This window comes from Streptomyces sp. NPDC088116, from assembly GCF_044741745.1.
In the GTDB taxonomy this organism is placed as follows: domain Bacteria; phylum Actinomycetota; class Actinomycetes; order Streptomycetales; family Streptomycetaceae; genus Streptomyces.
Map to the genome: position 1 here is coordinate 126,133 of NZ_JBIUTF010000001.1, position 14,117 is coordinate 140,249.

A 14,117-nucleotide genomic window follows, 5' to 3' on the forward strand; every position below is an offset into this window, starting at 1 on the left:
ACGACAACCCGCACCCGAAAACAAGCCCGCACGCGGCGTAAATCATGCGGTCCGGACATGCGCCTCCGGAGGCCCCGGCCCCCGCACCACCCATGGCACACACCGCACCCGCACCCGCACCCGCACCCGCCGGCAATCAGCCCATGAACTTCTTGAACTCGTCCGGCAGCTCGAAGTTCTTGTCCTGCTCCCCGGCCGGCAGGCCGAACGCGCCGCCCGACTGCGCCGCCTCTTCCCGCCGCGCCGCCGCCGCCTGCTCCTCGGCCTTCCGCTTCATCGGGTTGCCCGACCGCTGCTTGCCCTTGGCCTGCTTCTGCTTCTTCTTCGTACGGCCGGCCCCGCCGCCCATCCCCGGAACGCCCGGCATCCCCGGCATCCCGCCGCCCTGCGCCATCTTGGACATCATCTTGCGGGCCTCGAAGAACCGCTCCACCAGGTTCTTCACCGCGCTGACCTCGACACCGGAACCCCGTGCGATACGGGCCCGGCGCGAGCCGTTGATGATGACCGGGTCGGTGCGCTCACCCGGGGTCATCGACTTGATGATCGCGGCCGTACGGTCCACGTCCTTCTCGTCGATGTTGTTGATCTGGTCCTTGATCTGCCCCATGCCGGGCAGCATGCCGAGCAGCTTGCTGATGCTGCCCATCTTCCTGACCTGTTCCATCTGCGCCAGGAAGTCGTCGAGCGTGAAGTCCTTGCCGCCCTTGCTGCTCGCCAGCTTGGAGGCCATCTTCTCGGCCTCGGCCTGGTCGAACGTCTTCTCCGCCTGCTCGATGAGGGTGAGCAGGTCACCCATGTCGAGGATGCGGGACGCCATGCGGTCCGGGTGGAACGCGTCGAACTCGTCCAGCTTCTCGCCGTTGGAGGCGAACATGATCTGCTTGCCGGTGACATGCGCGATGGAGAGTGCGGCACCGCCGCGCGCGTCGCCGTCGAGCTTGGAGAGCACGACGCCGTCGAAGCCGACGCCGTCGCGGAAGGCCTCCGCGGTGTTGACGGCGTCCTGGCCGATCATCGCGTCGACGACGAAGAGGACCTCGTCCGGGTTGACCGCGTCGCGGATGTCCGAGGCCTGCTTCATCAGCTCCTGGTCGATACCGAGGCGGCCCGCGGTGTCGACCACGACGATGTCGTGCTGCTTGGTCTTCGCGTACTCGATGGAGTCCTTGGCGACCTTGACCGGGTCGCCGACGCCGTTGCCCGGCTCCGGCGCGTACACCGCGACGCCCGCGCGGTCGGCGACGACGGAGAGCTGGTTGACGGCGTTCGGGCGCTGGAGGTCACAGGCGACGAGCAGCGGGGTGTGGCCCTGGCCCTTGAGCCAGAGGCCGAGCTTTCCGGCCAGGGTGGTCTTACCGGCGCCCTGGAGACCCGCGAGCATGATCACGGTCGGCGGCTGCTTGGCGAAGCGCAGGACGCGGGTCTCGCCGCCGAGGATGCCGACGAGCTCCTCGTTGACGATCTTGACGACCTGCTGGGCCGGGTTCAGCGCCTGGGAGACCTCGGCGCCGGCGGCGCGTTCCTTGACCTTGGCGATGAAGGCGCGGACGACGGGCAGCGCCACGTCGGCTTCAAGGAGGGCGATACGGATCTCGCGGGCCGTGGCGTCGATGTCCTCCGGGCTGAGGCGCCCTTTGCCCCGGAGGCTCTTGAATGTGGCTGCGAGGCGGTCGGAGAGAGTGTCGAACACGGCGGTCGCGAATCCTCAGGTCGGGAGCGGATGAGGGGGCTGTCCCATACAGCGTCGTGCTATGCAGGGCAGACCGTCCCCCAGGGTATCCGCCCCCGTGCGGTGTGGTCTGCCCTGCGGGTGGCCGGGCCGTACGGGAAGGGCCCCGCGCCCGGTCCCCCGGCCACCCGGATCCCTTACCCGAGCGCGCTCTCCAGCGCCTTCGCGAGGGCCACGGCGTCCGCCTCGGGCAGCGGCGAACCGTCGCCGCGTGTGACATAGACGGTGTCCACCGCGTTCGCGCCCAGCGTCGACACGTGCGCGCTGCGTACCCGTACCACCGCGTCCTCCAGCGCGCGTCCGATGCGGTGCAGCAGCCCCGGTGCGTCCTGGGCGCGGACCTCGATGACCGTCGCGTGGTGCGAGGCGGTCGTCGGCGCTGCCGTCACCCGTGGTGGCGGCGCCTTCACGCCACGGCGCCGGGGGTACGCGGCCTCGCGTTCGGCGAGCTTGGACGCGATGTCCAGCGAGCCGTCCAGGGCCCGTACGAGATCGGCGCGGAGGCGGGCGGCCTGCGGCAGTGAGCCGTATTCGGCGGCCACGCGCCAGCTCAGCAACAGGACCTCGGAGCCCTTGCCCGGTACGGAGGTCTTGCCCGGTACGGGGCTCTTCCTCGGTACGGAGGCCTTCGCCGGCCCGGGGGCCTCGTCCAGCTCCGAGGGAAGCTCGAACGCGCGCAGATCGGCCGCCCGTACGGTGAGCCGGTGCAGGGCGAGGACACCCGCGACGGCGGGCAGCACGCCCGGCTGTTCGGGCAGGGCGATGAGCAGTTCGACGCCGACGGGTTCCGGTACGTCGTCGTCCTCCCGGCCGTCCTGCGGTGTCTCGGTCTGGGCATGCAGCGCCAGGACCGGGCCGCCGGTACGCAGCGCCTCGACGGCCAGCCGTTCCTGCTCCGCGCTGGGCGCGGTGGGCTCGGGCTCGGCGGGGTCGTCACCGGCGATGACGGCGGCGACCCGGGCGACGAGGTCGTCGACGAGCGAGGCGCGCCAGGACGACCAGGCCGCGGGGCCGGTGGCGAGGGCGTCGGCCTCGGTGAGGGCGTGCAGCAGCTCCAGGGTGCCGAGCGAACGGACCCGGGTGGCGACGGAGTCGACGGTCGCCGGGTCGTCCAGGTCGCGCCGGGTGGCGGTGTCGATGAGCAGCAGGTGGTGGCGTACGAGGGTGGCGATGACGTCCATGTCGTCGCGGTCGAAGCCGATCCGGGAGGCCACGTCGCGGGCGATGACCTCGCCGGCCACGGAGTGGTCGCCCGGCCAGCCCTTGCCGATGTCGTGCAGCAGGGCGCTGATCAGCAGCAGGTCGGGGCGGCCAACGCGGCGGGTCAGCGACGAGGCCTGAACGGCGGTCTCCACGAGGTGGCGGTCGACGGTCCAGGTGTGGACGGCGTTGCGCTGGGGCCGGCAGCGGACCCGCTCCCAGTCGGGCAGGAACTGGGTGATCAGGCCTTCGGCTTCGAGGGCTTCCCAGACGGCGACGGTCGACTCGCCCGCGCCGAGCAGGGTGATGAGTTCGTCGCGGGCCTCGGCGGGCCAGGGCACCGGCAGCGGCTTGGCCGCGTCCGCGAGGCGCCGGACGGCGTGCAGCGAGATCGGCAGTCCGGCCTGGGCCGCGGCGGCCGCGGCCCGCAGGGGCAGGACGGGGTCGCGTTCGGCGCGGGCCGTGCGGGCGAGGACGGCCTCGCCGTCCTGTTCGACGACGCCTTCCGCGAGCGGGGAGCGTTCCGGGGCGGGTTTGCCGCCGAGCATGGCCTTCAGCCGGGGGCGGACGGACCGGGAGCGCAGCACCCGGTTCACCTCGCGCCAGGTGACGTCGGAGGCGTACGAGACGGTGCGCGCGGCCTCGTACACCTGCCGCAGCAGGACGTCGGCGTCCAGCAGGCCGAGTTCGGCTGCGACCGGGTCCTGTTCCTGGAGGGCGAGCCGGTCGGTGGCCCGGCCGGTGGTCAGGTGCAGGGCGTCGCGTACGTCGAGGAGGGCGCGGCGGGCCTCGGAGAGCCCTTCGCGGGGCGCGTCGGCGAGCCAGGAGGCGGCGACGGCGCGCAGCGCGGTGGCGTCGCGCAGTCCGCCGCGGGCTTCCTTGAGGTCGGGTTCGAGCAGGAATTGCAGCTCGCCCTGGCGCTCGGCGCGGTCCTGGCACAGTTCGTGCAGGGCGGGCAGCCGCTTGGGCGCGGTGTTGCGCCAGTCGGCGAGGATGGCGGTGCGGACGCCCGCGACCAGGCCCAGGTCGCCGGCGATGTGCCGCGCGTCGAGCAGGCCGAGTTGCGCCTTGAGGTCCTCGGAGGCGGTCTTGCGCGCTTCGGCGGGGGTACGGACGGAGTGGTCGAGGGCGAGCCCGAGGTCCCAGACCGGGTACCAGACGCGGTCGGCGAGGGCTGCGATGGCGTCCGGGCCGGAGCTGCCGTCGTGCAGGAGCAGCAGGTCGAGGTCGCTGCGTGGGGACAGCTCTCCGCGGCCGTAGCCGCCGACGGCGACGAGCGCCGCGCCGCGTACGCCGGATTCCCGCGCGGCGGTGGTGAACAGCGCGTTCAGCCAGTCGTCGGTCAGCTTGGCCAGGGCGGTACGGCGCGGCGGCCCTGACCGCGTCTTCTCCTGGAGAAGACGCAGCCGGGCCGCCGCATAGCCGCTGGGTCCCGAGTCCTTCTGGTCGGTTGTCTCTTCGAGGCTCGTCACCCAGTCGTTCCGTTCTCTAGTGCCGCGACCGGCAATGTTTGCCCGTCGAGGAGCGGCGTCCGGTGCACTGCACTCGCTTCGCTCGCTCCGTCTCGGCCATCTGATTCACCCTTCGGACGCCGAGCGTGATCGCAAGGCGGCCGGAAGCCTTGGCAGCGGTGCCACCTGGGCTTGTGGCCAACGCCGCGAGCGCGCGTGCCGGGCGTCGCGACGAGGCAAACATTGCCGGGAGGGGCATCAGAGTGCGTCCGGGCCGCGTTCGCCGGTCCGGACCCGGACCGCCGTGTCGACCGGAACACTCCATACCTTCCCGTCACCGATCTTGCCGGTGCGGGCGGCCTTGACCACCACGTCGATGAGCTCGTCGGCGTCCGCGTCGTCGGTCAGTACCTCGATACGGATCTTCGGTACGAGATCGACGGTGTACTCCGCACCTCGGTAGACCTCGGTGTGGCCGCGCTGGCGGCCGTATCCGCTGGCCTCCGTGACCGTGAGCCCGTGGACGCCGAAGGCCTGGAGGGCCTCCTTGATCTCGTCCAGCCGGTGGGGCTTCACGACTGCGGTGATGAGCTTCATGCGTCCACCTTCTTGTTCGCCGCGGCGGCGGGGGGAGTCTGGTTCGAGCCGGCGACGCTACTACGTCCCGACGGCGAGCCTCCGACCGCGCTGTAGTCGTAGGCGGATTCGGCGTGGTAGGCCATGTCGACGCCGCTGGTCTCGTCGTCCTCGGAGGCCCGGAAGCCGATGGTGGCATCGACGATCTTGGCGAGGATCCAGGAGACGACGAAGGAGTACGCCATCACCGAGAAGGCACCGACGGCCTGCTTGCCGAGCTGCGTGGCACCGCCGACGCCGTCGACCGCGAGGACACCGACGAGCAGGGTGCCGATGACACCGCCGACGAGGTGGACGCCGACCACGTCGAGCGAGTCGTCGTAGCCGAGCTTGTACTTGAGGCTGACGGCCCAGGAGCAGAGGGCACCGGCGACGACGCCGATGAGCAGGGCGCCGAAGGGGTTGACGGCGGCACCGGACGGGGTGATCGCGACGAGTCCGGCGATCGCGCCGGAGGCGGCGCCCAGCGTGGTGAACGCGCCGTGCCGGATCCGCTCGTAGATCAGCCAGCCGAGCATCGCGGCGCCGGTGGCGATCTGCGTGTTGAAGGCCATGATCGCGGCGGTGCCGTCGGCGGCGAGCGCGGAGCCGGCGTTGAAGCCGAACCAGCCGAACCACAGGAGGGCCATGCCGAGGACGACGAGCGGCAGGCTGTGCGGCCGCATCGGGTCCTTCTTGAATCCGATCCGCTTGCCGACGACGAGGACCGCGGCGAGCGCTCCGACACCGGCGTTGATGTGCACGGCCGTACCACCGGCGAAGTCGATCACGCCGAGCTTGAAGAGCCAGCCGTCGGACTGCCAGACCCAGTGGGCGACCGGGAAGTACACCACGCTGACCCAGAGGGTGATGAACAGCGCCCACGCGCTGAACTTCACCCGGTCGGCGAGCGCACCGCTCATCAGCGCGGGGGTGAGGACGGCGAACATCAGCTGGAAGAGGGCGAAGGCGAAGACCGGGATGCCTTCCTTGCCTCCGGTCAGGGTGTCGACGGAGATGCCCTGGAAGCCGATGTGGTCGAAGTTGCCCAGCAGACCGCCGCCGATGTCGTCGCCGAAGGTCAGCGAGTACCCGTAGAGGACCCACAGCACGCTGACGATGCCGAGCGAGATCAAGGACATCATGAGCATGTTGAGGGCACTCTTCACCCGCACCATGCCGCCGTAGAAGAATGCCAGGCCGGGCGTCATCAGCATGACGAGCGCGGCACTGATCAGTACGAATGCGGTATCTGCGCCATTCAAGGCCAGCGTCTCCTCGTGGTCGGAACGGCCCGTGCGGATGCTCAAGCTAAATGTGGGCCGACTGTGCTGAGGACATTGACGCAACGCGGTTTCGGCCAGTGCAGCTCGATGTTTCACGCCAGTGACGAAGACGTCTCCTGTGTTACGGGCCGATGAACCGCCGGATCGCGGCATCGGGCCCCGATACCCTCTGCGGGCATCGGAAACCGGCCGCGGCCGTCACCCTGCTGTCCTGGCGGCGGGGGAGCCGTGTCGGGCTGTACGGGGTGAGGGCCACGGCCGGAGCTTCGGCGGGGCAGGGGCCGGACGGCCGGCGTCCGGAAGGCCGCCGCGGGCTCAGACGGCCTCCGCGGACTCGGGCAGCTGAGCGGTGAGCAGATCGGTGAGGTCGGCGATATCGGATACGTCGGCGAAGTCCCTGGCAGCGGTGTCGACGGTCTTGCGGAGCCGGGTGTTCACCCGTTCCGAACGCACCCGCCGCGCCACCTTCAGGGCCTTCTGAGCCAGCTCCGTGGACTGCTCGGGCTCCCTCTTGAGGAGGTGGACCGTGGCCATGCCGATCAGGTTCAGCGCATACGACCGCTGATGCTCCTCGTCCGCCCCGAACAGCTCGACGGCCCGCCGCATGACCGGCTCGGCGAGGGAGGCGTAGGTGGGGCTGCGACCCGCGACATAGGCGAGGTCGCGGTACGAGTGGGCGTTCTCCCCGTTGAGCTCGGCCTCGGAGAAGAAGCGGATCCAGTCGGGCTCCGGCTCGCCGTCGAGCCCGGCGTCGGTGAAGGTGTCCTCGGCCATCCGGACGGCCCGCTTGCACTTGCTCGGCTGCCCCATGTTGGCGTACGCGCGAGCCTCCATCGCATACAGCATGGCCTGGGTCCGGGGGGTGGCGCAGTCCCGGCTCCCGTACTGCGCGAGATGGATCAGCTCCAGCGCGTCGTCGGGCCGTCCCAGGTGAATCATCTGACGGCTCATGGAGGACAGGACGTACGAGCCGAGCGGCTTGTCCCCGGCCTCCTTGGCGGCGTGCAGGGCGAGGACGAAGTACTTCTGGGCATTGGGCTGGAGACCGACGTCGTAGCTCATCCAGCCGGCCAGCTCGGCCAGCTCGGCGGCGCACCGGAAGAGCCGCCGGGCGGTGGCCTCGGGCTGCGGCTCCTGGAGCAGGTCGGTCACCTCGTGCAGTTGCCCGACGACCGCCTTGCGGCGCAGTCCCCCGCCGCACTGCGCGTCCCACTGCCGGAACATCGCGGTGGTCGACTCCAGCAGCTCCAGCTCCGGATTGGAGAGCCGGGAGGGCCGGTGCGCGGAGACCGCCTCCACGTCGGGCCGGCCCTGGTCGCCCGACGGGGCGGGCACCAGCCAGCGCTGCATGGGTTCGACGAGGGCGGGCCCGGCGGCCAGCGCCAGCGAGGAGCCGAGGAAGCCACGGCGCCCCAGCATCAGGTCACTGCGGGAGAACTCACTGATCAGGGCGACGGTCTGAGGCCCGGCCCAGGGCAGGTCGACACCGGACACCGAGGGTGACTGATGGGCGGTGCGCAGTCCGAGATCCTCGATGGCGACAACGGAGCCGAAGCGCTCGGAGAACAGCTCCGAGAGAATGCGTGGGATCGGTTCGCGTGGATTCTCCCCGTCGAGCCAGCGGCGCACGCGCGAGGTGTCCGTACTGATGTGATGCGCGCCCATCTGACGCGCCCTGCGGTTGACCTGACGCGCCAATTCGCCCTTCGACCAGCCACTGCGTAAAAACCACGAACCGAGTTGCCCGTTCGGGCGCTTGCCGGTATCCGTACCGCCTGCGCCACTGCCACCCACTGGAACGCCCCCATTCGCCGATGCCCTGTCGCGAACCGCTACCAGAATGCCGTGCCGGGCGGCCGCCCGTCCGAAGGTCGCATCCTTCGAACAGGAAACCGAGTTGCCCTTGGCATACCCACGGGAGTGTCCTACCCCGGGATTCACGCACTCAAAGTAATCCTACGATCACCCCTCCAGCGAGGGTGATTGCACAATCGCCACCATTCGCCACCCCTTCGAATGAACTCCCTTGCGGCCAGGCACGATTCACTTGACACGCGACAACACGAGGTGAGGGAAGTGTTGTGCGCCGGAGCGCATGTTTCGGCTCGCACCACTCCGAATGCTTCTACACGCTGCCGGGACCGCCCCGGCAACAACGGAGCGTCACCGGCACACTGCGACTCGTAACCACCGGCGAGTTCGACCCGTTGGAGGGGGCATGGGCTTCACGATCGGCGGCATCCGCGAGCTGCGGTCCGGCTCACGCCGCCGCGGCCGCACATCGGAGTGCACCGCGGTGGCGGAGTACACGGGACTCTGGGGCTGGGACGTCGCTCCCGGCGCGCGAGCCGGGAACGGCCGGTGCTCCTGCGGCGACACGGGGTGCGCCTCACCGGGCGACCACCCTCTGGAATTCAGCCCGGAGATCCCGGCCGGCGCCACACTCGACGATGTCGCCAAGGCTTGGTCGGACGTACCGGACGCGACGGTACTCCTGCCGGTGGGCCGCGGCTTCGACATCATCGACGTCGCGGAACAGGCGGGCAGCCGGGCACTGGTCCGGCTCGAACGGATGGGCCTCCCGGTCGGCCCGGTGACGGCGACCCCGACGGGCCGCGCGCACTTCTTCGTAGCACCGGGCGGCGCGGCCGACTTACCCGGTCTGCTCTACCGGATGGGCTGGGACGACGCCGACCTGGACCTGCACGCCCTGGGTCCTGGCACATACGTGACAGCCCCGCCCTCGGAGTTACGGGGCCTGGGCCCGGTCCGCTGGCTACGACCACCATCTCTGGACACGGCGGCGGCGCCACCACAGGCCCGACTGCTGCTCGGCACGCTGGCATACATCAGCCACCGAACGTAGCGCCTCCCGGCGGGTCCGGGGTGCGTCGTCGGCTCGGGCCGGTGGTTCATGTCCGGGTTGTTGCCGGGTGCCACAGACCACCCCACACGCGCCGGGGGCCGACCGCCCACCGGCCCGCAGGCGGGGCGACCGGCGGGAGGGGGCCGGGGTCGCAGGAGGTGACGTGTCCGGACGTAAAGCGTGATGTGTGCCGCTCACGAACCCGCGCCCGAAACACACACCCGCACGCGGCGTAGATCATGCAGTCCGGACACGCTCCTCCGGAGGCCCCGGCCCCCGCATCCCCCACACACCGCACCGCACCCCCCGCCGGACGGCGAGACCGCAACTACTCCCCGATCAGCGCGTCCACGAACGCCTCCGCCTCGAACGGCGCCAGATCGTCCGCCCCTTCGCCCAGCCCGACCAGCTTCACCGGCACCCCCAGCTCGCGTTGGACCGCGATCACGATCCCGCCCTTCGCCGTACCGTCCAGCTTCGTCAGCACGATGCCCGTGATGTCCACGACCTCCGCGAACACCCTCGCCTGCACCAGCCCGTTCTGCCCGGTCGTGGCATCCAGGACCAGCAGCACCTCGTCCAGCGGCCCGTGCTTCTCAATGACCCGCTTGACCTTGCCCAGTTCGTCCATCAGGCCGGTCTTGGTGTGCAGTCGGCCCGCCGTGTCGATGAGGACGACGTCCGCGCCCTCCGCGATGCCTTCCTTGACCGCGTCGAAGGCGATCGACGCCGGGTCGCCGCCCTCGGGGCCGCGTACCGTACGTGCGCCGACCCGTTCGCCCCAGGTCTGGAGCTGGTCCGCGGCGGCCGCGCGGAACGTGTCCGCCGCGCCGAGCACGACGGAGCGGCCGTCGGCGACGAGTACGCGCGCCAGTTTGCCGGTCGTCGTGGTCTTGCCGGTGCCGTTGACGCCGACGACCATCACCACGGCCGGGGTGTCCACACCGCTCTCGGTCTTGACGGCGCGGTCGAAGTCCGTGTCGAGGAGCTTCAACAGTTCCTCGCGCAGCAGCGCGCGCAGTTCCTCGGGCGTGCGCGTGCCGAGCACCCGTACCCGCTCGCGCAGCCGCTCGACCAGTTCCTGGGTCGGCGCGACTCCGACGTCCGCGGTGAGGAGGGTGTCCTCGATCTCCTCCCACGTGTCCTCGTCGAGGTGCTCGCGGGAGAGCAGTGTGAGCAGCCCCTTGCCGAGGGAGTTCTGCGAGCGGGCGAGCCGGGCGCGCAGCCGGACCAGTCGGCCGGCCGAGGGTTCGGGGATCTCGATGGCCGGCGCGGGCGGCTCGGCCACGACCGGATCCTCGACGGCGACCGGCGTCCCGGTGGCGTCCGGGAGGCCGACCTCCTCGATCGTGCGGCGCGCTTCGTCGCGCGGCGTCTGAGCCTCGTCTCCGACATGCGGCTCGGCGGGCGGGGCCGTGACGGTCGGCGTACTCGACGGTGCCGACGGCGGCAGCCGCTTCTTCTTGCGGCTGCCGACCACGAGCCCGCTGATCGCGCCGACCGCGACCAGGGCGATAACTACAACAAGGATGACAATTTCCATAACGCTCCCCAGTATCAGCCACGGCCGAGACCGGCCCTCGCGTCAGAGGATCGCACAAGCATCCAGGTCTCGATTTGGACCTTTTGTACCGAACATACGATGCTGGGGGTTCTGGGTTCGCCCGGAGTCCGCTCCCTCTGGAGCCCCGCCACCTCTGTACGGAGCCTCTCCATGCCCCACGCCTCCGCATCCGAAGGCGCGATCGAGACCCGTGGTCTTGAACCCGTCCCGGACGGTGAACGCACCGGCCGTGTCCGGGAACTCTTCCCCACCTGGGTCGCCGCCAACATCAGTGTGCTGCTGCTCACGATGGGCGCCGGCCTGATCGTCTTCAACGGCCTGAACTTCTGGCAGGTGCTGGTGGTGGCCGTCGCCGCGCCTGTCGTCTCGTACGGCATCGTCGGGCTGATCTCGCTCGCCGGCAAGCGCGGCGGCTCGCCCGGTATGGCCCTCTCCCGGGCGGTGTTCGGCCAGCGCGGGAACCTGTTCCCGGGAACGCTGATCTGGATCGCCCGCTGGGGCTGGGAGACCATCAACGCGGTGACGGGCGCGTATGCCGTACTGACGGTTCTGGACCTGCTCTTCGGGGTCAGGAGCGGTACTCCGCTGATCGTGCTGACGCTGGTCCTCTTCGTGGCGGGCACGTTCCTGGTCTCGGGGCTGGGTATCAACGCGCTGCGGGTGTGCAGCACTTGGTCGGCCTATCTCTTCGGCGCCTTCAGCGTGCTGGTGCTGGTGTATCTCGTCGCCAACACGGACTGGTCGGCCGTCTTCGGCAAGCCGGCCGGATCGACGGCGATGATGATCGCGGGCATCGGCACCATCGCGGCGGGTGGCATCAGCTGGGTGCCCTCGGGCCCCGACTTCACCCGCTACCTGCCGCGTAACGCCTCCGGCCGGGCCATGGTCGCTTCCACGATCGGCGGCGCGGGGATCGTGGTGCTTCCGATGGTGCTGATGGGCGCGGTGATGGCGGTCGGTACGCCGGATCTGGCCGACGCGCAGGACCCGGTGTCGTTCATCGGCAAGCTGCTGCCCACCTGGATCTCGGTGCCGTACCTGCTGATCGCCCTGGTCGGCATGGTCCTGATCAACTCGATGTCGATGTATTCGGCGGGCTTCACCGCGCAGACCCTGGGCATCAGGCTGCCGCGTGCCTGGGCCGTCAGCGTGAACGCCGTGATCAGCCTGGTCTTCGGCTTTCTGCTGATGGTGGTGGCCACCAGTTTCCTCGGCTCGTTCATCTCCTTCCTGACGCTGCTCGCGGTGGCGTTCTCGGCATGGATCGGCGTCTTCGGGGTGGACATGCTGCGGCGGCGTACGTATGACGGCGCGGCACTGATGGACACCACGCGCACCAGCGCCTACTGGTACCGGGGCGGCTTCGCGCCGTCGGCGATGGTGGCCTGGGGCACGGCGCTGGTGGTGGGGCTGCTGTTCACGGAGGTGGACTGGTTCGCCGGCCCCCTCGCCGGGACCTGGATCGGGGAGAACGGTCTGGGCTGGGTGGTCACGACCGTCGTGGCGGCGACGCTGTACGCGGTGCTGCCGCGCGAACGGACTCCGGCCCCGGCCGCCGGTACGAGGACCGGGACCGGAGCCGGGGGTCAGGAGGACGGCGAGGAAGAGCCCGAGGCCCTGCCCATACGCAGGCCCGCATGAAGCCCCGCATGAAGGCGCCCGCATGAAGCCCCGCATGATGGCGCCCATACGCAGGCCCGCGTGAAGGCGCCCGTACGAAGGGCCCGCGTGAAAGCGCCGCCGCCGGACAGGCCCTAGCCCATCTCCTCCAGTGTCTTGCCCTTCGTCTCCTTCACGAACAGCAGCACGAAGGGGATGGAGAGCACGGCGAAGCAGGTGTAGATGATGTACGTCGCCGAGAGGTTCCAGTCGGCCAGGCTCGGGAAGCTCGCGGTGATGGCCCAGTTGGCGATCCACTGCGCCGAGGCGGCGACACCGAGCGCGGCGGCGCGGATCCGGTTCGGGAACATCTCGCCGAGGAAGACCCAGACGACGACGCCCCAGGACAGCGCGAAGAAGAGCACGAACACATGGGCCGCGATCAGGGCGACCGTGCCCTGTGTGGTCGGCAGCTTGCCGTCGACGAGGTCCGCGGAGAACGCCCAGGCCTCGAAGGCGAGCGCGATCGCCATTCCGGCGGAGCCGACGAGCGCGAGCGGCTTACGGCCGACCCGGTCCACCAGGACCATCGCGATCACGGTACCGATGATGTTGACGATCGACGTCGTGAACGAATAGAAGAACGAGCTGGACGGGTCGATGCCGACCGACTGCCAGAGCGTCGCCGAGTAGTAGAAGGCGACGTTGATGCCGACCAGTTGCTGGAAGACCGAGAGCCCGATGCCCACCCACACGATGGGCAGGAAGGAGAAGCGGCCCAGCAGGTCCTTGAAGCTCGACTTGTGCTCGCGGTGCATCGCGTGCTCGATCTCGGCGACCCGGGCGTCCAGGTCGACGCCCTTGCTCTCGACCTCGGAGAGCACCTCCTTGGCCCGGTCCTTGCGGCCGACCGAGATCAGGAATCGCGGCGACTCGGGGATCGCGAAGGACAGCAGCCCGTACAGCACCGCCGGGACGACCATCACACCGAGCATCCACTGCCAGGCCTCCAGGCCCAGGAGCTTGCCGCGCTGATCCCCGTCGGCGAGTTGGAGGATGCCGAAGTTCACCAGCTGGGAGACGGCGATACCGACGACGATCGCGGCCTGCTGGAAGGAGCCGAGCCGACCGCGGTAGGCGGCCGGTGAGACCTCGGCGATGTAGGCGGGGCCGATCACGGACGCCATGCCGATCGCGAAGCCACCGATGATGCGCCAGACCGCGAGGTCGTAGATGTCGAAGGGCAGCGCGGAGCCGATCGCGCTGATGGTGAAGAGGGCCGCGGCGATCTGCATGCAGCGGATCCGGCCGATCCGGTCGGCGATCCGGCCGGCCGTGGCGGCCCCGATCGCACAGCCGATCAGCGCGATGGCGATGACTTGGGCGAGGGCCGCGGAACCGATGTCGTACTTGCCTCGGATACCTTCGACGGCGCCGTTGATCACCGAACTGTCGTAGCCGAAGAGGAAGCCGCCCATCGCGGCGGAGGCCGTGATGAAGATGACATGGCCGAGGTGCTCGGGGTGGGCCGCTCGACCTCCGGGCGGTGGCACCTGATCTGTGGTGGTCACGTGTACTCCTGGGGCCGCCCGGCTGCGTTGCCGGGCGTGGGTGGGCGAGCCCTTCAAGTGGGGCATAACTTGCCGTCAGGCACCACTTGAAGGCAAAAGCAACGCGACCGAGAGTATGCCTCCAAGTTTCTAAGGAAACCCCGGGGGTTGGTCCACCCTTCATGCCACTTTTGTCCACCCCTTGATCCGCAATTGCTTCAAGTCCTGAAGTTAAAGGCCCGCATGAATGGGGT

Annotated in this window: 9 protein-coding genes; 2 read left to right on the forward strand and 7 right to left on the reverse strand. The window is 69.8% G+C overall.

Annotated features, from left to right (window positions below):
• Positions 1-136: 136 nt before the first annotated feature.
• The 5 genes from ffh to ACIOJD_RS00580 all read right to left on the reverse strand — a co-directional run bounded on the left by ffh (position 137) and on the right by ACIOJD_RS00580 (position 8,078).
• The gene (ffh, locus tag ACIOJD_RS00560; protein ID WP_401907469.1) at positions 137-1,693 is read right to left on the reverse strand and encodes a signal recognition particle protein; all 1,557 of its coding nucleotides are present in this window, start codon (positions 1,691-1,693) and stop codon (positions 137-139) included.
• A gap of 176 nt (positions 1,694-1,869) precedes the next feature.
• Positions 1,870-4,404 carry a [protein-PII] uridylyltransferase gene (locus ACIOJD_RS00565; protein WP_401907470.1) on the reverse strand — a complete coding sequence of 845 codons (2,535 nt, stop codon included), beginning with the start codon at positions 4,402-4,404 and terminating at the stop codon, positions 1,870-1,872.
• Between the two features lie 237 nt (positions 4,405-4,641).
• Positions 4,642-4,980, reverse strand: coding sequence for a P-II family nitrogen regulator (locus ACIOJD_RS00570; protein ID WP_401907471.1), 339 nt, complete (start codon positions 4,978-4,980; stop codon positions 4,642-4,644).
• Complete coding sequence (locus ACIOJD_RS00575; RefSeq protein ID WP_401907472.1) at positions 4,977-6,263, reverse strand: ammonium transporter; 1,287 nt, start codon at positions 6,261-6,263, stop codon at positions 4,977-4,979. The genes ACIOJD_RS00570 and ACIOJD_RS00575 overlap by 4 nt, the downstream gene beginning before the upstream one ends.
• 336 nt (positions 6,264-6,599) lie before the next feature.
• Complete coding sequence (locus ACIOJD_RS00580) at positions 6,600-8,078, reverse strand: hypothetical protein (RefSeq protein WP_401907473.1); 1,479 nt, start codon at positions 8,076-8,078, stop codon at positions 6,600-6,602.
• 424 nt (positions 8,079-8,502) lie between these two features.
• On the opposite strand from ACIOJD_RS00580, the gene ACIOJD_RS00585 reads away from it, so the two are divergent.
• Positions 8,503-9,150 carry a bifunctional DNA primase/polymerase gene (locus ACIOJD_RS00585; RefSeq protein ID WP_401907474.1) on the forward strand — a complete coding sequence of 216 codons (648 nt, stop codon included), beginning with the start codon at positions 8,503-8,505 and terminating at the stop codon, positions 9,148-9,150.
• Between the two features lie 328 nt (positions 9,151-9,478).
• Here ACIOJD_RS00585 and ftsY read toward each other — a convergent pair whose 3' ends face one another.
• Positions 9,479-10,693 (reverse strand): signal recognition particle-docking protein FtsY, encoded by a 1,215-nt coding sequence (ftsY, locus tag ACIOJD_RS00590; RefSeq protein ID WP_401907476.1) that lies wholly within the window; start codon positions 10,691-10,693, stop codon positions 9,479-9,481.
• A 171-nt stretch (positions 10,694-10,864) separates the two neighbouring features.
• Here ftsY and ACIOJD_RS00595 point away from each other — a divergent pair, with 171 nt between their 5' ends.
• The gene (locus ACIOJD_RS00595) at positions 10,865-12,355 is read left to right on the forward strand and encodes a cytosine permease (protein WP_401907477.1); all 1,491 of its coding nucleotides are present in this window, start codon (positions 10,865-10,867) and stop codon (positions 12,353-12,355) included.
• Positions 12,356-12,468: 113 nt separating this feature from the next.
• Here the strand turns inward: ACIOJD_RS00595 and ACIOJD_RS00600 are convergent, their stop codons facing one another.
• A complete protein-coding gene (locus ACIOJD_RS00600) occupies positions 12,469-13,884 on the reverse strand; it encodes a sugar porter family MFS transporter (RefSeq protein WP_401907478.1) in 1,416 nt (471 codons plus the stop codon).
• Between the last annotated feature and the right edge of the window lie 233 nt (positions 13,885-14,117).